Raw genomic sequence first — 19,107 nt, forward strand, 5'->3', positions numbered from 1 at the left:
CACTCTTTTTTTGAAAGCGAAAAGAGTAAGATGCGCCTTTCAAATTTTTCGCTCCTGCCGGGAAATTACACTGTTCCCGGTATGTCCGTCGGATAATTCAGAGGCGCGCCTTCTGGCCGACAGATGTGTTATGAGCGCTTTTAATCTTCATTAACGGAGTTTCTGCGTGCGTGCCGATAAGTCATTAAGCCCGTTTGAAATCCGGGTATACCGCCATTACCGCATTGTGCATGGTACTCGGGTCGCGCTGGCATTCCTGCTCACTTTTCTCATTATCCGCCTGTTTACTATCCCGGAAAGCACCTGGCCGCTGGTCACCATGGTGGTGATTATGGGGCCAATCTCGTTCTGGGGTAACGTTGTCCCTCGCGCATTCGAACGTATTGGCGGTACGGTGTTGGGGTCGATTTTAGGTCTTATCGCTCTGCAACTGGAGTTAATCTCGTTACCGCTGATGTTAGTCTGGTGCGCGGCGGCTATGTTTCTTTGCGGTTGGCTGGCGCTGGGCAAGAAACCGTATCAAGGTTTATTGATTGGGGTGACGCTGGCAATTGTTGTTGGTTCCCCGACAGGTGAAATTGATACGGCGTTATGGCGAAGCGGCGATGTGATCCTCGGCTCTTTACTGGCAATGTTGTTTACCGGTATCTGGCCACAACGGGCGTTCATCCACTGGCGCATTCAACTGGCGAAAAGTCTGACCGAGTATAATCGGGTCTATCAATCTGCATTCTCACCGAACTTACTCGAACGCCCACGTCTGGAAAGCCATCTACAAAAACTCCTGACCGATGCCGTGAAAATGCGTGGGCTGATTGCGCCCGCCAGCAAAGAAACCCGTATTCCAAAATCGATATATGAAGGTATCCAGACCATTAATCGCAATCTGGTTTGTATGCTGGAGTTGCAAATCAATGCATACTGGGCCACGCGCCCCAGCCATTTCGTGTTATTGAATGCGCAAAAACTTCGTGATACCCAGCACATGATGCAGCAAATACTGCTGAGCCTTGTTCATGCGCTGTACGAAGGTAATCCGCAGCCGGTTTTTGCCAATACGGAAAAATTGAACGATGCTGTGGAAGAGCTGCGTCAGTTGCTCGATAACCACCATGACCTGAAGGTCGTGGAAACACCAATCTATGGCTATGTGTGGCTGAACATGGAAACAGCGCATCAGCTTGAATTGCTATCGAATCTGATTTGCCGGGCCTTGCGCAAATAATTCCTGAACTTCAGAATCATCTTGCTGCTGCTTCGATTCAGCAAGGATAAAGGGTATGATAGTGAAAAGGGATAAAAGCATTGTCATCTGCGGCAGCTATGAGTAATGTTGGCCCTAACGAATAGCGGTTGCTTAAACGAATCCGACTCTCACATTATCAGGGGTATAAAAATGGAAACTACCAAGCCTTCATTCCAGGATGTACTGGAATTTGTTCGTCTGTTCCGTCGTAAGAACAAACTGCAACGTGAAATTCAGGACGTTGAGAAAAAGATCCGTGACAACCAGAAGCGCGTCCTGCTGCTGGACAACCTGAGTGATTACATCAAGCCGGGGATGAGCGTTGAAGCAATCCAGGGCATCATCGCCAGCATGAAAGGTGACTATGAAGATCGCGTTGACGATTACATCATCAAAAATGCCGAGCTCTCCAAAGAACGCCGCGATATCTCCAAAAAGCTGAAAGCTATGGGCGAAATGAAAAACGGCGAAGCGAAGTAATTCCTGTTTTATTCAATGAGGGTTGCCCGGTAACCCTCATTGCTCATTGCTCATTGCTCATTGCTCATTGCTCATTGTTTCTTTTCTGTGTATCACCGTCATCATTCCCATCTGATAACCTATTGAAATTAGCGACAGCCTTCTTCTGTATGCAGCAAGACAAAAAGTTCTGCAACTCCATTGTTATTAACCGCACTGGTTACTAACACATTGTGCGCTCCAGCTTCCCGTAACCAACTTTTCACCAAAGATATTTGTTCCATACTGGCTAAATCTGCTTTGGTTACTACTCCAATGACCGGGCGATTCATTGACGAGGTAAAGCCTGGCGAAAAAGGTGACCACGGTGCGTCCGCATTAAGCACCAGGGCGATAATGTCCGCTTCGCAGGCGCTGACTAACAGAGCACTGTAGAGGCTGCGGTTTTATCGGTGAGGACTGGCAGCAAGATTTCCAGCCTTTTGACGGTGGGCCTGTGCAATCGTTATCAGATTCGTATAGCGATTATTCAGTGCTGCTATTGATAGCAGCTGAAAGCGAGATATCCGTACCAGAATGGCTCCCTCATTCTGAGGGAACGACGGTAATTTTGATTGCAGAACACAATGCCCGTTTGCTGACTGGTCCGGTTGGTGGGGCTGTAGCATTGATCCATTATCTGAATGAAATCTGTCATTCCAGAGAAACCGCTGTCAATGACGCATTTTGTCGGACGTTAACACGAGGAAGTCTGGCTATTCCGCAATGCCATCTTCTTTCGTAATGGATTGAGAATGCTGGATTTTTAATTATATTACGCGCAGTATTAATCGCGTAAATGTTTTGCGGTCAGCAACAGTGGGGGAACCATTGTTCTGTTCAATGAATACCATCATACAATTGAATCAGGAGTCGGTATGATGATTTTGGTGACAGGTGGAGCACGGAGCGGGAAGAGTCGCCACGCAGAGGCGCTTATTGGGGACTCTTCACAGGTTCTGTATATCGCCACCTCGCAAATCCTTGATGATGAGATGGCGGCACGGATAGAACATCATCGGCAAGGCCGCCCGGCTCACTGGCGCACAGTGGAGCGCTGGCAACATCTTGATGAATTAATTCATGCAGACATTAACCCGAATGAGGCTGTGTTGCTGGAATGCGTTACCACAATGGTGACTAATCTGTTGTTTGATTATGGCGGCGATAAAGACCCTGATGAATGGGATTATCAGGCGATGGAACAGGCGATTAATGTTGAGATTCAGTCGTTGATTGCTGCCTGCCAACGTTGCCCCGCAAAGGTTGTATTAGTGACTAACGAAGTGGGAATGGGGATTGTGCCGGAGAGTCGTCTGGCACGACATTTTCGTGATATTGCCGGGCGGGTAAATCAGCAGCTGGCCGCTGCGGCAAATGAAGTATGGCTGGTGGTTTCGGGTATTGGAGTAAAAATCAAATGAGTAAATTATTTTGGGCGATGCTCTCATTTATTACGCGTCTGCCTGTACCGCGTCGCTGGTCCCAGGGACTGGATTTCGAGCATTATTCTCGCGGTATTATTACTTTTCCTTTAATTGGATTATTGCTTGGCGCGATTAGCGGGCTGGTCTTCATTGTGCTGCAGGCATGGTGTGGCGTACCACTGGCGGCATTGTTTAGCGTACTTGTGCTGGCGCTGATGACCGGGGGATTCCACCTGGACGGCCTCGCTGATACCTGTGATGGCGTATTTTCTGCACGTAGCCGCGATCGCATGTTGGAAATCATGCGTGATAGCCGTTTAGGCACCCACGGCGGTCTGGCATTGATTTTTGTTGTACTGGCAAAGATTCTGGTGTTAAGCGAGCTGGCTTTGCGTGGCGAACCGATCCTTGCATCGCTGGCGGCAGCATGCGCGGTCAGCCGCGGGACTGCCGCATTATTGATGTATCGTCATCGTTATGCCCGGGAAGAAGGGCTTGGCAATGTGTTCATTGGCAAAATTGATGGGCGACAAACCTGCGTCACACTCGGTTTAGCCGCTATTTTTGCTGCCGTATTATTGCCAGGTATGCATGGTGTGGCTGCTATGGTGGTGACGATGGTGGCGATTTTCATCCTCGGTCAGCTTCTCAAACGTACGCTGGGCGGGCAAACCGGCGATACGCTGGGAGCAGCCATAGAGCTTGGTGAACTGGTCTTCCTGCTGGCACTGCTATAAAGAGACGTGACATGCAAACACTTGCCAATTTACTGAATACGATCCCTGCCATCGATCCTGCCGCTATGTCGCGTGCACAACGGCATATTGACGGGTTACTCAAACCTGTTGGTAGCCTGGGAAGGCTGGAGGCGCTTGGCGTACAACTGGCGGGAATGCCGGGGTTGAATGGCATACCGCATGTGGGCAAAAAAGCGGTACTGGTTATGTGTGCCGATCACGGCGTCTGGGAGGAAGGGGTCGCTATTTCCCCAAAAGAAGTGACAGCCATTCAGGCTGAAAATATGACCCGCGGAACAACCGGCGTGTGTGTGCTGGCAGCACAAGCGGGCGCTAACGTCCACGTAATTGATGTTGGTATTGATACTGCTGAGCCTATCCCCGGGCTTATCAACATGCGTGTCGCACGAGGTAGCGGCAATATTGCTTCAGCTCCGGCAATGAGTCGCCGCCAGGCTGAAACGTTGCTTTTGGACGTCATATGCTATACGCGGGAGCTGGCAAAAAACGGTGTCACGCTGTTTGGTGTAGGTGAACTGGGGATGGCAAACACGACACCGGCAGCGGCGATAGTGAGCACAATCACTGGCCGGGATCCTGAAGAAGTGGTTGGGATTGGCGCAAACCTGCCGACAGATAAACTGGCTAATAAAATTGATGTTGTGCGACGGGCGATTACGTTGAATCAACCAAATCCGCAGGATGGCGTTGATGTCCTGGCAAAAGTGGGTGGATTTGATTTGGTCGGAATGGCTGCCGTGATGTTAGGCGCTGCGTCCTGCGGTTTACCGGTGTTGCTGGATGGATTTCTTTCTTATGCTGCCGCGCTAGCAGCCTGCCAGATGTCTCCTGCAATCAAACCGTATCTCATTCCTTCTCACCTGTCGGCAGAAAAAGGGGCGCGTATAGCGCTGTCGCATTTGGGGCTGGAGCCTTATCTCAATATGGATATGCGTTTAGGTGAGGGAAGTGGCGCAGCTCTGGCGATGCCCATCATCGAAGCTGCCTGTGCGATATACAACAGCATGGGCGAACTTGCTGCCAGTAATATTGTTCTACCGGGGAATACGACTTCTGATTTGAACAGTTAAAAACGAAAAGTCTGATAAAAGCTATACTTATCGGATAGTATTCGCGACTTAGGAAAGGGACATGATGCGTCGTGTAAATATTTTTTGCTCATTTGCTCTACTTTTTGCCAGCCATAATAGCCTGGCGGTAACTTATCCATTACCTCCAGAGGGTAGCCGTTTAGTGGGACAGTCGCTTACTGTAACTGTTCCTGATCACAATACCCAGCCGCTGGAGACTTTTGCCGCACAATACGGGCAAGGGTTAAGTAACATGCTGGAAGCGAATCCGGGGGCTGATGTCTTCTTACCGAAGTCTGGCTCGCAACTCACCATTCCGCAGCAACTAATTTTGCCCGCCACTGTTCGTAAAGGGATTGTGATTAACGTCGCTGAAATGCGTCTTTATTACTACCCTCCAGACAGTAATACTGTGGAAGTCTTTCCTATTGGTATCGGCCAGGCTGGGCGAGAAACCCCGCGTAACTGGGTGACTACCGTTGAACGTAAACAAGAAGCACCAACCTGGACACCAACGCCGAACACCCGGCGCGAATATGCGAAACGAGGGGAGAGTTTGCCCGCATTTGTTCCTGCGGGGCCTGATAATCCCATGGGGCTGTACGCGATTTATATTGGCAGGCTATATGCCATCCACGGTACCAATGCCAATTTTGGTATTGGGCTCCGGGTAAGTCAGGGCTGTATTCGTCTGCGCAATGACGATATCAAATATCTGTTTGATAATGTTCCTGTAGGTACTCGTGTACAAATTATTGATCAGCCAGTGAAATACACAACGGAACCGGATGGATCAAAGTGGCTGGAAGTTCATGAGCCGCTGTCGCGCAACCGTGCGGAATATGAGTCAGACCGAAAAGTGCCTTTGCCAGTAACGCCATCTTTGCGGGCGTTTATCAACGGGCAAGAAGTTGATGTGAATCGCGCAAATGCTGCATTGCAGCGCCGATCAGGAATGCCTGTGCAAATTAGTTCTGGTTCAAGACAGATATTTTAAGAGCGTTGTTAATTAGAAAGCAAAAAGCCTGCTCGAAAGCAGGCTTTTTTGAATTTGGCTCCTCTGACTGGGATCGCCCAAGCCAATAACTGGCTAATAAATAAGCTAAACCTTGTTGCTCTTCCTGTCAAGACCACCATAATGACCACCAATTTCGAATGAGTGTGCGACAAAGCGTAGATGCGATGCTTATTACTACAGTAAAGTAGAACAGGCTGAGGCGTCGTTATGATTGGATGGTAACCCTGCGTATGAAACTTGGATGGCTAGCACTTTATCCGCCTACTGAGTGGCGGGATGCTTGCTTGTTAAGCATAGGAAAAACTCTGCATTTACTGTCTTGAAAAAATCAATGTACATAGGACGTGCCCCACAGACATCTCAGGGCAATGTTGATGCCGTCCGCTCTTACACAAATCGTTCAGAGTTGGAGTATGCATTTCATGTCGGATATCCTGTGTGAATGGCGATGTTTTTTGGCACTGAATTTAGTGAATATTTTAGCGGGCGTGTTGGTAGCTCTACGATTTTTGGATAACCTCTTTTCGGGAGCTTTTTAGACATTTACACTTTTAAAGCCTTCTAATGATAAGTTTTTGTCTGTTTTATCTCTTTGTGGTAGAATATAATGCTTATTATTTGGTGGTTTACTGAGACTCATCGCCGATAGGACATTATGAATACTGTTACTAATTGAGCTATTTTTACTAAAAAACATATAGTTATGTCATGGTGCAGCCAAAATGGGCTGGTAAGTTGCCACTTTAAGAAAGGAAAATGTTCTGAAAAAAGAGTAAACTGCCAGCCACAAAGCACCTCAATAGAGACTGAACCGAGAACCCAGCCACATGCTACAAAACAACCCTGACCTTCAAAGCGCGATCAAACGCCTCTGGGATAAATTCTGGAGTAGCGGCATTAGCAATCCGCTCACAGCCATTGAACAGATTACCTACCTGTTGTTTATGAAACGGCTAGATGAACTCGATCATAAAAGGCAAGACGAAGGTGAAACGAGTGGTGAGAAATACATTTCTAAGTTTGCTGGTACTTGGATTCCACCAGAGGAAAGAAACCGCCCTGTTGCGGAACAACACCCTATAGATAAACGCACGCTTCGCTGGAGCGAGTTCAAGAAATTGCAGCCCGAAGAGATGCTGCAACATGTGCGAGACAAAGTTTTTCCTTTTCTGAAAGATCTGAATGGTGCTGAATCTAACTTCACTCATCACATGAAAAACGCAGTATTCATTATCCCAAAGTCAGCATTGTTGGTGGAGGCAGTGAAGGCCATTGACGAAATCTTCGAGATGATGAAAAGGGATTCTCAAGAAAAAGGCCAAGCTTTTCAAGACATTCAAGGAGATGTATATGAATTCCTGCTGTCGGAAATCGCCACCGCAGGCAAGAACGGCCAATTTCGCACACCACGCCACATTATTAAATTGATGGCAGATCTGGTCCAGCCGCAACTGGGACAACGTATTGCCGACCCTGCCTGCGGTACGGGGGGGTTTCTGTTAGGTGCCTACCAGTACATCCTTACTCAGTTGTCTTTATCTCAAAACTTAAAAAGAGATAATTCAAAAGGATCTACTCATGATGAAGATGGGTTCTTTCGCACTTCTGTGACTGCCGCTCTGACCAAAAAGGCCCGGATTCTTTTGCAAGAGAGTCTGTATGGTTATGACATTGACGCTACTATGGTGCGTTTAGGCCTAATGAACTTAATGATGCATGGAATTGATGAGCCGCATATTGATTATCAGGACACACTAAGCAAGAGCTATAGTGAAGAAACCAAATATGACATAGTGCTAGCAAACCCGCCTTTTACTGGCAGTATAGACAGGGGGGATATTAATGAGAATTTGAAACTCTCAACCACTAAAACCGAACTTTTGTTTGTTGAGAACATCTATCGTTTGCTGAAAAAGGGCGGTACCGCCTGTGTGATTGTGCCTCAAGGAGTATTGTTTGGCTCGGGCAAGGCATTCAAAGAACTACGGCAAACTTTAGTTGAGCGCTGCGACCTCAAGGCTGTCATTACTCTGCCCAGTGGAGTGTTTAAACCCTACGCTGGAGTAAGTACTGCCATTTTATTGTTCTCCAAAGTTTTCGGGCCGGGGGATAAAATTTCCAAACCTGCTACCGATTATGTCTGGTTTTATGAGATGTCTTCCGATGGTTACTCATTGGATGACAAACGAAATAAGCTTGAAGGCTACGGCGACCTGCAAGACATCATTCAAAAATACCATTCCCGTGATGAGGCGTCTGACACAGATCGTACAGCTAAGTGTTTTATGGTGCCAAGAATAGATATTGAAGCGGAGAATTACGATCTTTCGCTGTCTCGCTATAAGGAAGAAATATTTGAAGAAGTGCAGTACGAACAGCCTGAAGCTATTCTGGAACGACTAATTCAAGCAGAAGTGGGGAATGTGGATAAGAAAGTGCTTAATAAAGTACAAAGTGGCATCTTGTACGAGCTACTAGAGTTAAAGGGGATGATAGTATGAATAGAATGACTATTCCCCTTGGTGACATATTAACTCAATCCGGTCACCACCGTGCAGGCAATCGAGAGCTTCCGGTCCTATCAATAACCATGAAAAATGGTTTGGTTGACCAATCAGACAAATTCAAGAAGCGGATTGCCAGTTCAGACACGTCTAAATATCGTATTGTATACAAGAATGAACTTGTTGTTGGGTTTCCTATTGACGAGGGAGTTCTTGGATTCCAGACAAAATATCCGGTAGGAATCGTTAGCCCAGCTTATGGTATCTGGAAACTCAAGGATGAATCGGTATGCCATATCCCTTACCTTGAGCGTTATCTGCGCTCCTCCGAGGCAAGGCGACTCTATGCATCTCGTATGCAAGGGGTTGTTGCACGTAGACGTAGCTTGACGAAGTCTGATTTTCTTAGTTTGGAAGTACCTTTTCCTCCCATCAATGATCAGGCTCGTATAGCTAATTTATTGGCCAAGGTAGAAGGGCTAATTGAACAGCGTAAACAACTTTTGCAATACCTGGATGACCTACTAAAGAGCGTATTCGTCGATATGTTTAGTGATCCGGTAAAAAATGCAAAAGGATGGGAACTAACAACAATAGGTGAGTTAGCTGTCGATGTAAGATACGGGACAAGTGTATCAGCGCAAGGTGGAAAATATAAATACATACGGATGAATAACATTACTCCGGATGGTTACTGGGATTTTGAGAATCTTAAATATATCGATGTAGATAATAAGGATCTGGATAAATATTCTCTTCAGAAAGGAGATCTCGTTTTCAACCGGACCAATTCAAAAGAATTGGTTGGTAAAACGGCGGTTTACGATCGAGATGAAACTGTTATTATTGCTGGCTATCTCATTCGTGTTAGGTTCGATCAACAAACTAACCCTTGGTTTGTATGGGGGCACCTGAACTCAAAGTTTGGAAAAGCAAAATTATTTAATCTTTGTCGTAATATTATTGGTATGGCTAACATTAATGCCCAAGAGTTAAGGGCCATCCCTATTCTTAAGCCTCCACTGGAGTTACAAAATAAATTCGCTACTATTGTAGAGAAAGCGCATGCTATTAAATTTCGCTATCAGCAAAGTCTTGCTGATCTTGAGACCCTGTATGATGTTGTTAGCCAAAAGGCTTTCAAGGGGGAATTAGAACTTTCGCGTGTGCCTATTCCGACACAGATATTTTTCCCGGTATCAGGTGAAGAACCTGAACACGGGGATGCCGTACAACATATAGCAGTGGGTAATTATCTGCCCGTAACTAATAGCTTACCATCCGCGTTGGATAATGCAGAGGCTCGCAAGTCACTGATCGAGGAATGGCTAGAGGCCTATATAGCGCAATTGGGCAACTCATCGTTTTCAGTACATGAGTTCATGATGACGGCGCAGGCACGGCTGGCGGAATTATATCCGGACGTTGATTCTAAGTTTGGTGAAAGTGACTATGAGCATATCAAAGCTTGGGTGTTCAAAGCTCTGGCTATTGGTACACTGAAGCAGGTATTCAATGACGCTGACAATTGCATTGAACTTAAGGCGGTTTTGGTATGAAGCTATTACGCCTAAAAATCTCTGATCCGTCCGGCTTCCGTAGTCTGCCCTGTGGTTTTGAACACTATTTTAGAACCGAATGGGATTTACAGGAAGAATTGAATCAACATGAAGGCTTTGCGCCTTTTGTGTGTGCTGGTCCCAACGGCAGTGGTAAATCCAATCTGCTTGAAGCATTAGCAGCTATCTTCTTTCAGTTGGAAATTTTGCGGGTCCGTCGAAGTTTTTTGCCTGAGGTATTGCAAAGTACCGATCATGATTTATCACCAATCTCATTTGAGCTGGATTATCTAATTCGAGTACCAGAAGAGTTTCGAATCTCTGGCGGACAAGAATGGGCAAAAGTCTCCGTGTGGAAAAACAACGGGGAATCTGTGCGTTTCCATTGGGTAAATCAGAGTGACTTTGACACAAATGCTGATGAAGTTTTCAAGGGAAGCCATGCCGATATTCTATTGCCTCAGTATGTGTTGGGCTACTCGTCTGGCGAGAATGAAATTCTCAGTCTACCGTTTTTCAAAATGCGCTTTGTACAGTTCGACGAGTACTGGAATGCCTTGACTCGACAACTGAGCTACTCTGGCCATCCGGAGTCGAGGTTGGCCTATCTTGACAGTGGTTTCAGCCAAGCTATTTTACTTTGTAATCTGCTTTTTCAAAACGAAACTGCGCTTCAACCTTTCCGTGAGGATGTTGGTATAGAGGCGTTGCGGGAGTTTCGTATTATTATCCGTCGCAGTATTCCTCTTGCGCCGGAGCAGTTGACCTCGTTTGCCAGCGAGGATAAAAACCAGCACCAATCACTTGATGACATTTTGAATAGTAACCCTGCTCTGCATGTGGATATGGATGAAGAAAGTGGTCAAAGTTACCATTTAAACCTGATGCAGCTGCTGGAAGGGGATGACAAATCCTCCTTGGTAGTCAGCGCGCTTAAACGCTGCGCTAGCTTGTATTACGAGGACGAGTGTAACGACACTCTAATTCTGGACTACTGGGTTAATGATGCTACTCGACAGGCTTTTCGCGAGAATTTTAATGGTTCGGCACTGGCTCTATTCCAGGCGTTCCAAGTATTGCTGACACTCAATTTGTATAAGGTGAGTGATAATCTCAAAACTGATCTGTATCGCTCAACAAGTCACTATGTCAGTGAAACGGTACCAACGTTGGCGTCCGACGAACGAATTATGCGCTTCAAGTTTGTGCGTTTTACTAAACAAGGAGTGGAAGAGCCAATGATGCTCAAGGAACTCTCGGACGGTGAACACCAATTGCTTCATAGCCTAGGTCTATGTTTACTGTTTAGAGAAACCAACAGCCTGTTTCTGTTAGACGAACCGGAGACTCATTTCAACCCACATTGGCGTGCCAGTTTTATCACTCGGATGCGCCAATGTTTATGTAACACTGAGAATGTGGAGCAGGAAATGTTGATCACTACTCATACACCTTTCCTTATCTCAGATAGTAAACCCGAAAAAGTACTGGTTTTTTCTAAGGATAAATATAGCGGTGCGGTCACAATAAGCATACCTAAATACAACACACTTGGTGCATCAATCAATAAAATTACTATGAATACCTTCGGCAAACGTGAAACTATCGGTGGCCATGCGCAAGCAGTACTGGATGATTTACGCAGACGTTTTAACGAAGGCATTGAAGACAAGGAAACTCTGATCACAGAAATTGATGAACAATTGGGTGACTCGGTGGAAAAAGTATTACTCCTCAAGGCTATTTTTGATAGCGACAATCCAACGAATGACGAGGTTTAGCACTGATGCTGTTTTCATATACCTATGTGCCACACAAAATGGAAAAGATGCAGGCATTCATTGATTTTATTTTTTATGAGGTATGGTGCAAAGCGCGGGTAAGAGGGCCTTTTTGTCTTAAACTGTTTGAAGCTAACGCAGAATTGTATGAAGTGATGGAGGATTTTTCTTCCTCGGATACACAAGGTGCTGTTTTCTTTTATAACCATGTAGAGAAAATTTATGGCTTGTTTTCGTCACTGACTGAGGTACAAATCGATCAGTTTAAACAGTGGTATCAAGGGAATAATGATCTGGAAAAAATATGTGCTAATGACCCTTCAATACAAGTTGTCCGTTATTCCGATATTGCCATTCACCACAAAGATATAGCAGAACAACTTGCTGTTTTCTTTAAGGGCTTATACTCACAGTCACTGCTTGATCTCGCTGTACTGCGTGCCAAGATCGGTGATATACACGATCACTATCAATCTTTTGCAGCAGTGAACAAGGCGGGTAAATGTCCTTTTTGTGGTATTGGAGATATAAAGGGTGGGAACCATAGCAAGCGCGAGGCCTATGACCATTATTTGCCCAAAGCTTTATATCCATTTAATTCGATAAATTTCCATAATCTTGCTCCGGCCTGTCATGAGTGCAATAGCACATATAAGTTATCCAAAGATCCTATTCAGAGCGGCGCTCTTCGTCGTAAGGCCTTCAATCCATTTGCCTCAGTGGATCATGTAATTCAATTACAGATTACTCTACAACATGCAAATATCGATGCGCTTGAGCCTGCTGATATTATTATACAGTTCGGTCCCGATACGCTGGAGGAGGAACTAGAAACATGGAAAGACTTGTACGGTATAGAAGAACGTTATAAAGCCAAAGTTTGTGCAGAAAATGACGGTAAATACTGGCTTACTCAGGTGCTAGATGAGTGGAAGGAGGAGGGGTTGAGTCCTACCGAATTCATGAGAACATTAGCACGTCAAGCGAAAAAGAAGCCTTATGCTGAATGCAATTTCCTTAAAGAACCTTTTCTTAAAGCTTGCCATCGAATAGGTGTTTTTTGAGGCTCAATACATATCAAGCTATCAATTTGTTTATAACTTACTGTTATAAAAAAACATCAAACGGTGGCTTTGCCCTGCTCCCGATTGATTAACATACACCGATGTTAGTAACGTCTTCATTAGTCACATGAGGACATCATAATGAAGAAGCGTTTTTCCGACGAACAGATCATCAGTATCCTCCGCGAAGCTGAATCTGGAGTTTTTGCCCGGGAGCTTTGCCGCAAGCACGCTATCTCTGATGCTGCGTACTACACTTGGCGCAAGAAGTTTGATGGCATGGAAATGCCTGAGGTGAAACGTCTTAAGTCATTTGAAGAAGAGAACGCCCACCTCAAGGAGTTGCTTGCAGAAGTCATGATGGATAAAGAAGCGTTGCAGGTGGCCCTGAACCGAAAGTTCTGACGACAGACCAGAAGCGGGAAGCTGTGGAAGTCATGTGTGAGGCAACGGGTCTGTCGCAACGTCACGCCAGTAGGCTGGCAGGTCTCTCCCTGTCAACATAATACAGGGGGAATGTCAGTTTGCATGGGCGCATACTGATAGAGGGGCACTGAGAATAAGACAGATCGCCACTACGGCATATGATGCCCGCGGTTACGGCGCTGTGGCCTGTTTCACTAAATCGCTCACTATGGGTGGTAGTGAATAAACTGTACGCGGCGCTCAATAAGGGGACGGCAGGGACTCGGTAGTGATTGATGCCGGAACGAGGCATTTTAAGAACAAAACGCCCCTGGTTAGCAGTATCACCTCGTCCGGCAGGAAAGCATGCTAACATCAACAAGAACCTCCTGTTAATGCCATTTCCCGACTCATTACCACCAATCTAATTTCACCGCTGCGAAGTAAGGGGCGTTAAGCCCGGCTATGCAGGGGCAGGTTTTCTCTCCCGTGCGCTTTTCCGTTCTTCATATCTGCTTCCGGTTAATCGTTTCCCAACACAACCCGTCCCGCAAGGGTAAAATTGCACGCATACTGCGCCCTTGCAGGACAGAACGATGCCGGGAAAGCGAACCGTCAGGCGATACGAAGACGAAAATCACACACTGACGGAGAAAAAAACATGACGATTTCCCTTTATACCTCCCGGACAAGCGCCCCTAACACCGCAGCGGCGACCAGCGTATCCTCGCTGGAGCAGTCAGGCTCCTCAAAAACGAAATTTTCTAAAACCAGAACGGATATTTATCAGACCGTTACCGACAGCATCATTGCAGCGCTGGAAGCCGGTGTAAAACCGTGGTCCTGCCCGTGGCTGCGTGTATCCGGCATGTCTGGACTGCCATCCAATTACGCCACTGGCACGGCTTACAGCGGAATGAATATCATGTTGCTGTGGTGCAGCGCATCTAAACAGGGTTTCAGCGATTCCCGCTGGATGACTTACAAACAGGCACAGGCAGCAGGTGGACAGGTTCGCAAGGGTGAACATGGCACAACAGCCATTTTCTATACGACCCTGGAAAAGGAAAACGACGCCGGAGAGGTTGAACAAATTCCGATGCTGAAAACTTTCACCGTGTTTAACGTTCAGCAAATCGACGGTTTGCCCCTGACAACTGAAACAGTCAGCCCGGAAGCTACATTTAACCCGTTGCCGCAGGCTGAGAACCTGTTACGGAAGAGTGGCGCAAACATCATCGAGAAAGGACAAAACGCCTTTTTCAGCCCATCAACTGATGAAGTCTGGTTACCGGAGCGCCATTTGTTTTCGGATGCGGCTAACTTCTACGCTACCGGTCTGCATGAGCTGGTTCACTGGAGCGGGGGTAAAAAACGCCTGAACCGTGAAATGAAAGGGAAGTTTGGCAGTGCGGATTATGCAGAGGAAGAACTTGTCGCGGAGCTGGGAAGTGCCTTTCTGATGGCTGATCTTGGCATTGAGGGAGAGGTACAACATGAAAGCTATATTGCTTCCTGGCTGAAAGCGCTGAAAAACGACAAGCGTTATATTTTCAAAGCGGTCAGCGCCGCCTCTAAAGCGCATTCTTATCTGATGGATAAACTCTGAGGACGGAGCCAGACAACCGCAAGGGAATGCGGTTACATGGTTTTTAACCGGCAACGCTGCAGGGCGCAGACTGAGGCGGAACGCAGCATAGCGAGTACCGAACAGTCTGCGCCTCGCAGTGGAATAAAAATATACCGGGCTGGCGGTATTACCGCCAGCCCGGTGAGACCATCACGATGGCCTGAGTAAAAGCTTACGTATAGCTGTCTAATGACAAGCGCTTTAATTCATCAAGGGTATAAATGCGAAATACCCGACGGTGGCGTTCTTCCAGCGGGACGTGCTGATGGTTGATGATGACATGTCTGATGCTGTCAAATAGGAGCTCAAGTGCCCGTTTTTTCTGTGGGTCAGGAATGACATAAAAAACATGAATCCACAGTTTGCGGGTACGGGCCAGCAGGTGGCTGGCAATAATCGACTGGTAGCGGGCTCGGGTTTTCAGGCGACGCTCGGTTTCAATGGCGATCACGGTGCTGCCAGGCAAGATGATCAACCCGTCCGGGCGATGTTTTACCTGATACTGGCTGAGAAAGGTGGCCCGGTCGCCGTTAATCCATCCCGACGCGCCTTTCTTCTCCAGAATAAGCCTGGCGGCCTGATTATCAAGATGGTGTTCCAGCGTCCAGCCGGTGATTTTTGATGGTTCAAACCGAGGAGGAAAGATTTTATCATCCGGGGTTAACACCACCGCCAGCCCGTCGCTGGTGATCCCCCATAATGAAATCTTCATTGTTCGTGATTCAAGCACATGCTTCTGGATTAACCCCATTCGCTCTGTTTTTGCCAGTAGCGAATAAAGCGACTTATGATCCCGGAAACCAAATAACAGCATCAGAGTTTTAAAATCACTGTAAGTTTCTTCTTTCAGGAAGTTCAGCAGTTGTTTTATTTTTTCGTTGTTACGCGTCTGGCGCTCGTGAAATGATGAAATCAGCATAAGCGCTCCTTAAAAATCCAGCGGGGACAGGTGTTCTTCATCATCAGGTTTCGGCTTTACCGGTTTGACTTCGCTTTCGTCGAAGAAAAGAGCCGGGTGTGTTGTCATCACATCCGACATGGCGGGTTTATCATCCTCGCAAAAATCCAGCATGATCTTCACGGGGGCTACCGTTGCGGCAATATCAGGGGAAACCGAAAAAGTTTTTAGCTGGCGCTTTCTGACCTTTATCGGCGAGATCAGTGAAGCAGAAGGTAGCGTTTTTGTCGTAAAGATAAAGCTGACAAAATCGGGCAGGTTCAGGATCATATTGCTGTCAATAAAGAAACGTTCGGCCTGGCGGATTGTGCGCTCACTGTCGATGGTCTCCGTGAGCATATTATCTGTTTTAGCCTTACGGAGTTCGTCATCCACCAGAATAGTGCCTGACATTCTCGCTACCCATTCCGCTGTATCCGGGTCCATAACCCGGTAAACCAGTTTGAATTTGGCATTTTCAACGACCGCACCGACAACGGCGTCACCTTTCAAATCTGCCGGGCAGTCTTTTAAATCGGCAATGGACTGGTGGTCCATAATAATATGCACGCCTTTATCACGCGCTGCCCCTAATCCCTCCAGTGCTGACCTGGATAAATGGTATTTCAGTTCGGAAAGATAAACAGCAATGGGGCGGGGGACGTCTATTACTCGATCGCGCTTTTCTGCCAGCTGGTAAAGGCGAACCAGTAGCATGCGCTGGGCGGTAATAATTTTGCTGTTTCGCATGGAGCCGACAACATAACAGCAGCCGCCCTCATCAAATATGTGCTTAAGCGAAAAGCCTTCTGGTGAGTTAATGGCATTGAGTAATGCCAGTTCCTCAATTTTTCCGAAAAAGGCTTTGATCTTTTCGGCAATACTCTGAACGTAATCACCGTTATAAACATCCCGGATTGTTGTCGATGGATTATCGCTGACAAATTGTGCGGCTATACGGGCGGCTTTTCGGTCATCAATGCGATAAAAATCAGATTCCTGCCCTTTTTCTGCCAGGCTGAAACCTGCAACAAACAATTCTTCCAGCTCATCGGGCGTGATATCTTCAATCAGATTTAACTGGTATTGCTGTTTTCGCAGGTCAATTAAGGCAAAAGGCTTGCCTGCATCCTCGCAGGCTTTGCGGTAAAGATGCGGTGCCCATTCATCGTCTTTGGGGTCCATAACAAAAACACCTTCACCGGCCAGAATACTTTGATAAAGTAATATGCCGGCGGCTACCCCTTTACCGGCCCCTGTGGTGCCGATAATATCCGCGTGTTGTTTCTGCCAGTCTTTTAACGGGAGATACATTGGTTCATTTTCCCTGCCCATGCCGGTAAAAATGCCTTTATTCAGGTCGATATAATCCAGCGGGTTATAATGCAGTGTTTCCGGCAGCAGGGACTTTACGGTGCGGACATCGGTGCGCAATTCCCGTTCAAGGGTGGTCTTTTTAACAAGGCGTTTCTTTATTTTGTCCAGTTCCGGTGTGAATATCCGGCGAAGCATAATATGAAAAATAATCCCGGTTACAGTGAAAGCAATCCGTACTGACCACGCCAGTACCGTATTATCACTGGTGGGTCTGATCTTATACAGCCACTGAAAGGATCCGATAACGACCGGAGCCAGTGTGCCGGAGAGAAAACACAGCAGGGAAAAAGCAATAATCAGCTTTTTCCAGAGCGGCGCTTTCTGCCGTTCATCGCTTTTCATTGATGCAAAAAACGGCATCGTCAGCCCCGCTAATAATGCCAGCACCAGTTGTTTCTGTTGCACAAAAGCCAGCACCGCCAGCATCCCGTTCACTATCGGGGACAGTGAAGCGGTAAGCTTATTTAAAATCATCATGCCTCCTTCGTCAGCGATTCGCCCCATGACATCGCCCCATCAATTCGCCCCACGGTGTCGGGCGAAAAGACGGGGCGAGCGTATGGGGTAAAGAAGGTAACCGCTGTGCGGCCATGTACCGGAAAGCATGCTTCCCTGCACGAAACGGCGTGCGCCAGTACATGCGGGCTGGACGCCCTTATTGCCTGTCGCATGGGGGTAATGTCGCGGCTGGACGCCACGCCAAAACCCCCAGGGTCAAAGGCGGCACACCGTCGCACGCTACGCGCGACCAACCCCTTTAAGACGCGCGTTTAGCCTATTTTTTCTTCGCAAGCTCGAAAAAATGGGAACGCTGCTTTAAAGGGGTTGGTCGCGCCTAATCGGCATATTCCCCGCCGGGGCGGGAAATATAGCCTGGCTGCGACGGTGTGCGGGGCAAGCCCCCCACAAAAACCGGCACGTGGGCGTGCCTTTTTGCTCGCTGGGGCGGCAAAATTTTTGCGGCTCCCCCCGGCCCGCTTCAATTCGCTGGGGCGAATGTTCGCGGGTGGACGTGGATCCTGAAAATTAGCAATTTCTCCGAAATTGAATTTTCTGTCCACGTTCCACTTCATTATTTTTCGTCTTAACAATTTCTTCGAAATTGAAGCCAAAAATAATGAAGCCTTAAAATCCCGTCGCCTGTTAGTCTCTGTATTGTACAATACACTTTTGTTTTGTGTGATTACATTTGCTCGCGGTATATTTCAGCCCTGCACTCCCTTTCAGCTTCCAGTGCTTCACTGTAGGACGCATCATCAATTTTCGTACCTTTACTCTCGGCATAGCGTCTTAATCTATTTGCGTCAGCTTCATTAAGTTCTGAAAGATGATCGCGCAAAAGACCGATAAAACAGCTTTCGTATATTTCGTAATACAGCCCACAACCTCTGTGGGCTTCTTTTGATAACGTGTCATATACCATGGCTACAGATATTCTGTCCTGATTTTTTGAGTGTATATTCTTAATGAATAAATCTTCGTTTATCATTTCGAACCTCTCATATCAAAATGGATATGTCAGTTATCCTTTCACTCTGCCAAATTTTGAAAGGATTTTACTTATTGATTCAGGGTCTGCGGCTTTGCACTCCCCTAAAAATTCTTTTCGCATATCGAATGTTTTACCCGGATTGAAACGATGGTGTTTTTTAAATGCGTTGATTTTAAAAAATGCGCGTTCTGCTGAACTGCATTCACTCCCACCACTATTACCTGTAGCTTTTCCGTACATGCAAAGAACAACTTCGCACGGGTCAGCGGCAAAGGAATAAATCGGCGTTCCTGCGGTCAGGCATAATACCGTCGCCGCGATAACGGTTTTTTTCATGATAA

At 46.9% G+C, this 19,107-nt stretch carries 16 protein-coding genes and 2 pseudogenes; 13 read left to right on the forward strand and 5 right to left on the reverse strand.

Going from position 1 to position 19,107, the window contains the following annotated elements:
- Positions 1–166 precede the first annotated feature (166 nt).
- Together yeeA and tmaR are read left to right on the forward strand one after the other, a co-directional pair.
- Positions 167–1,225: an FUSC family protein gene (gene yeeA / locus AABJ99_RS09230; RefSeq protein ID WP_001200890.1), complete on the forward strand. Its 1,059-nt coding sequence runs from the start codon at positions 167–169 to the stop codon at positions 1,223–1,225.
- 171 nt (positions 1,226–1,396) lie between these two features.
- Positions 1,397–1,726 carry a DUF496 family protein gene (gene tmaR / locus AABJ99_RS09235; RefSeq protein ID WP_000450409.1) on the forward strand — a complete coding sequence of 110 codons (330 nt, stop codon included), beginning with the start codon at positions 1,397–1,399 and terminating at the stop codon, positions 1,724–1,726.
- A gap of 128 nt (positions 1,727–1,854) precedes the next feature.
- Here the strand turns inward: tmaR and AABJ99_RS09240 are convergent.
- Positions 1,855–2,151 (reverse strand): annotated as a pseudogene (locus AABJ99_RS09240) (EutP/PduV family microcompartment system protein); the annotation flags it as partial.
- A gap of 2 nt (positions 2,152–2,153) precedes the next feature.
- On the opposite strand from AABJ99_RS09240, the gene AABJ99_RS09245 reads away from it, so the two are divergent.
- The 11 genes and pseudogenes from AABJ99_RS09245 to AABJ99_RS09295 all read left to right on the forward strand — a co-directional run bounded on the left by AABJ99_RS09245 (position 2,154) and on the right by AABJ99_RS09295 (position 14,939).
- Complete coding sequence (locus AABJ99_RS09245) at positions 2,154–2,489, forward strand: hypothetical protein (RefSeq protein WP_039020674.1); 336 nt, start codon at positions 2,154–2,156, stop codon at positions 2,487–2,489.
- 133 nt (positions 2,490–2,622) lie between these two features.
- Positions 2,623–3,168 (forward strand): bifunctional adenosylcobinamide kinase/adenosylcobinamide-phosphate guanylyltransferase, encoded by a 546-nt coding sequence (gene cobU, locus AABJ99_RS09250; protein WP_039020675.1) that lies wholly within the window; start codon positions 2,623–2,625, stop codon positions 3,166–3,168.
- The gene (cobS, locus tag AABJ99_RS09255) at positions 3,165–3,908 is read left to right on the forward strand and encodes an adenosylcobinamide-GDP ribazoletransferase (RefSeq protein WP_021557887.1); all 744 of its coding nucleotides are present in this window, start codon (positions 3,165–3,167) and stop codon (positions 3,906–3,908) included. The genes cobU and cobS overlap by 4 nt, the downstream gene beginning before the upstream one ends.
- An 11-nt stretch (positions 3,909–3,919) precedes the next feature.
- Positions 3,920–4,999 (forward strand): nicotinate-nucleotide--dimethylbenzimidazole phosphoribosyltransferase, encoded by a 1,080-nt coding sequence (gene cobT, locus AABJ99_RS09260; protein ID WP_039020676.1) that lies wholly within the window; start codon positions 3,920–3,922, stop codon positions 4,997–4,999.
- 61 nt (positions 5,000–5,060) lie between these two features.
- The gene (gene ldtA, locus AABJ99_RS09265) at positions 5,061–5,996 is read left to right on the forward strand and encodes a L,D-transpeptidase (RefSeq protein ID WP_137513718.1); all 936 of its coding nucleotides are present in this window, start codon (positions 5,061–5,063) and stop codon (positions 5,994–5,996) included.
- 848 nt (positions 5,997–6,844) lie between these two features.
- Entirely contained in the window at positions 6,845–8,518 is a 1,674-nt protein-coding gene (locus AABJ99_RS09270) for a type I restriction-modification system subunit M (protein WP_000940059.1), read from the forward strand.
- Positions 8,515–10,080, forward strand: coding sequence for a restriction endonuclease subunit S (locus AABJ99_RS09275; protein ID WP_001081246.1), 1,566 nt, complete (start codon positions 8,515–8,517; stop codon positions 10,078–10,080). Before AABJ99_RS09270 ends, AABJ99_RS09275 begins: the two co-directional genes overlap by 4 nt.
- Positions 10,077–11,861 carry a restriction system-associated AAA family ATPase gene (locus AABJ99_RS09280; protein ID WP_000771822.1) on the forward strand — a complete coding sequence of 595 codons (1,785 nt, stop codon included), beginning with the start codon at positions 10,077–10,079 and terminating at the stop codon, positions 11,859–11,861. The genes AABJ99_RS09275 and AABJ99_RS09280 overlap by 4 nt, the downstream gene beginning before the upstream one ends.
- A 5-nt stretch (positions 11,862–11,866) precedes the next feature.
- Positions 11,867–12,925, forward strand: coding sequence for an HNH endonuclease (locus AABJ99_RS09285; protein ID WP_000899459.1), 1,059 nt, complete (start codon positions 11,867–11,869; stop codon positions 12,923–12,925).
- A 141-nt stretch (positions 12,926–13,066) separates the two neighbouring features.
- Positions 13,067–13,428: pseudogene (locus tag AABJ99_RS09290) on the forward strand (transposase); the annotation flags it as partial.
- 563 nt (positions 13,429–13,991) lie between these two features.
- Positions 13,992–14,939, forward strand: a complete 948-nt coding sequence (locus AABJ99_RS09295; protein ID WP_000155904.1) for an ArdC family protein — start codon at positions 13,992–13,994, stop codon at positions 14,937–14,939.
- Between the two features lie 193 nt (positions 14,940–15,132).
- Here AABJ99_RS09295 and mobC read toward each other — a convergent pair whose 3' ends face one another.
- The 4 genes from mobC to AABJ99_RS09315 all read right to left on the reverse strand — a co-directional run bounded on the left by mobC (position 15,133) and on the right by AABJ99_RS09315 (position 19,102).
- Positions 15,133–15,879 (reverse strand): MobC family replication-relaxation protein, encoded by a 747-nt coding sequence (gene mobC, locus AABJ99_RS09300; RefSeq protein WP_000909111.1) that lies wholly within the window; start codon positions 15,877–15,879, stop codon positions 15,133–15,135.
- Positions 15,880–15,888: 9 nt separating this feature from the next.
- Entirely contained in the window at positions 15,889–17,748 is a 1,860-nt protein-coding gene (locus AABJ99_RS09305; RefSeq protein WP_000602686.1) for a type IV secretory system conjugative DNA transfer family protein, read from the reverse strand.
- 709 nt (positions 17,749–18,457) lie between these two features.
- The gene (locus AABJ99_RS09310) at positions 18,458–18,763 is read right to left on the reverse strand and encodes a hypothetical protein (protein WP_000606542.1); all 306 of its coding nucleotides are present in this window, start codon (positions 18,761–18,763) and stop codon (positions 18,458–18,460) included.
- 33 nt (positions 18,764–18,796) lie between these two features.
- Positions 18,797–19,102 carry a hypothetical protein gene (locus tag AABJ99_RS09315; RefSeq protein WP_000754360.1) on the reverse strand — a complete coding sequence of 102 codons (306 nt, stop codon included), beginning with the start codon at positions 19,100–19,102 and terminating at the stop codon, positions 18,797–18,799.
- Positions 19,103–19,107 lie beyond the last annotated feature (5 nt).

This window comes from Escherichia coli, from assembly GCF_036503815.1.
Taxonomy (GTDB): domain Bacteria; phylum Pseudomonadota; class Gammaproteobacteria; order Enterobacterales; family Enterobacteriaceae; genus Escherichia; species Escherichia coli_F.

Excerpts from the sequence above, each read along its gene's own strand:
- mobC (WP_000909111.1), bottom strand. The coding sequence starts at position 15,879 with ATGCTGATTTCATCATTTCACGAGCGCCAGACGCGTAACAACGAAAAA.
- tmaR (WP_000450409.1), top strand. The coding sequence starts at position 1,397 with ATGGAAACTACCAAGCCTTCATTCCAGGATGTACTGGAATTTGTTCGT.
- AABJ99_RS09270 (WP_000940059.1), top strand. The coding sequence starts at position 6,845 with ATGCTACAAAACAACCCTGACCTTCAAAGCGCGATCAAACGCCTCTGG.
- cobT (WP_039020676.1), top strand. The coding sequence starts at position 3,920 with ATGCAAACACTTGCCAATTTACTGAATACGATCCCTGCCATCGATCCT.
- AABJ99_RS09310 (WP_000606542.1), bottom strand. The coding sequence starts at position 18,763 with ATGATAAACGAAGATTTATTCATTAAGAATATACACTCAAAAAATCAG.
- AABJ99_RS09285 (WP_000899459.1), top strand. The coding sequence starts at position 11,867 with ATGCTGTTTTCATATACCTATGTGCCACACAAAATGGAAAAGATGCAG.
- AABJ99_RS09295 (WP_000155904.1), top strand. The coding sequence starts at position 13,992 with ATGACGATTTCCCTTTATACCTCCCGGACAAGCGCCCCTAACACCGCA.
- AABJ99_RS09315 (WP_000754360.1), bottom strand. The coding sequence starts at position 19,102 with ATGAAAAAAACCGTTATCGCGGCGACGGTATTATGCCTGACCGCAGGA.
- AABJ99_RS09305 (WP_000602686.1), bottom strand. The coding sequence starts at position 17,748 with ATGATTTTAAATAAGCTTACCGCTTCACTGTCCCCGATAGTGAACGGG.
- cobS (WP_021557887.1), top strand. The coding sequence starts at position 3,165 with ATGAGTAAATTATTTTGGGCGATGCTCTCATTTATTACGCGTCTGCCT.
- AABJ99_RS09280 (WP_000771822.1), top strand. The coding sequence starts at position 10,077 with ATGAAGCTATTACGCCTAAAAATCTCTGATCCGTCCGGCTTCCGTAGT.
- ldtA (WP_137513718.1), top strand. The coding sequence starts at position 5,061 with ATGATGCGTCGTGTAAATATTTTTTGCTCATTTGCTCTACTTTTTGCC.
- AABJ99_RS09275 (WP_001081246.1), top strand. The coding sequence starts at position 8,515 with ATGAATAGAATGACTATTCCCCTTGGTGACATATTAACTCAATCCGGT.
- cobU (WP_039020675.1), top strand. The coding sequence starts at position 2,623 with ATGATGATTTTGGTGACAGGTGGAGCACGGAGCGGGAAGAGTCGCCAC.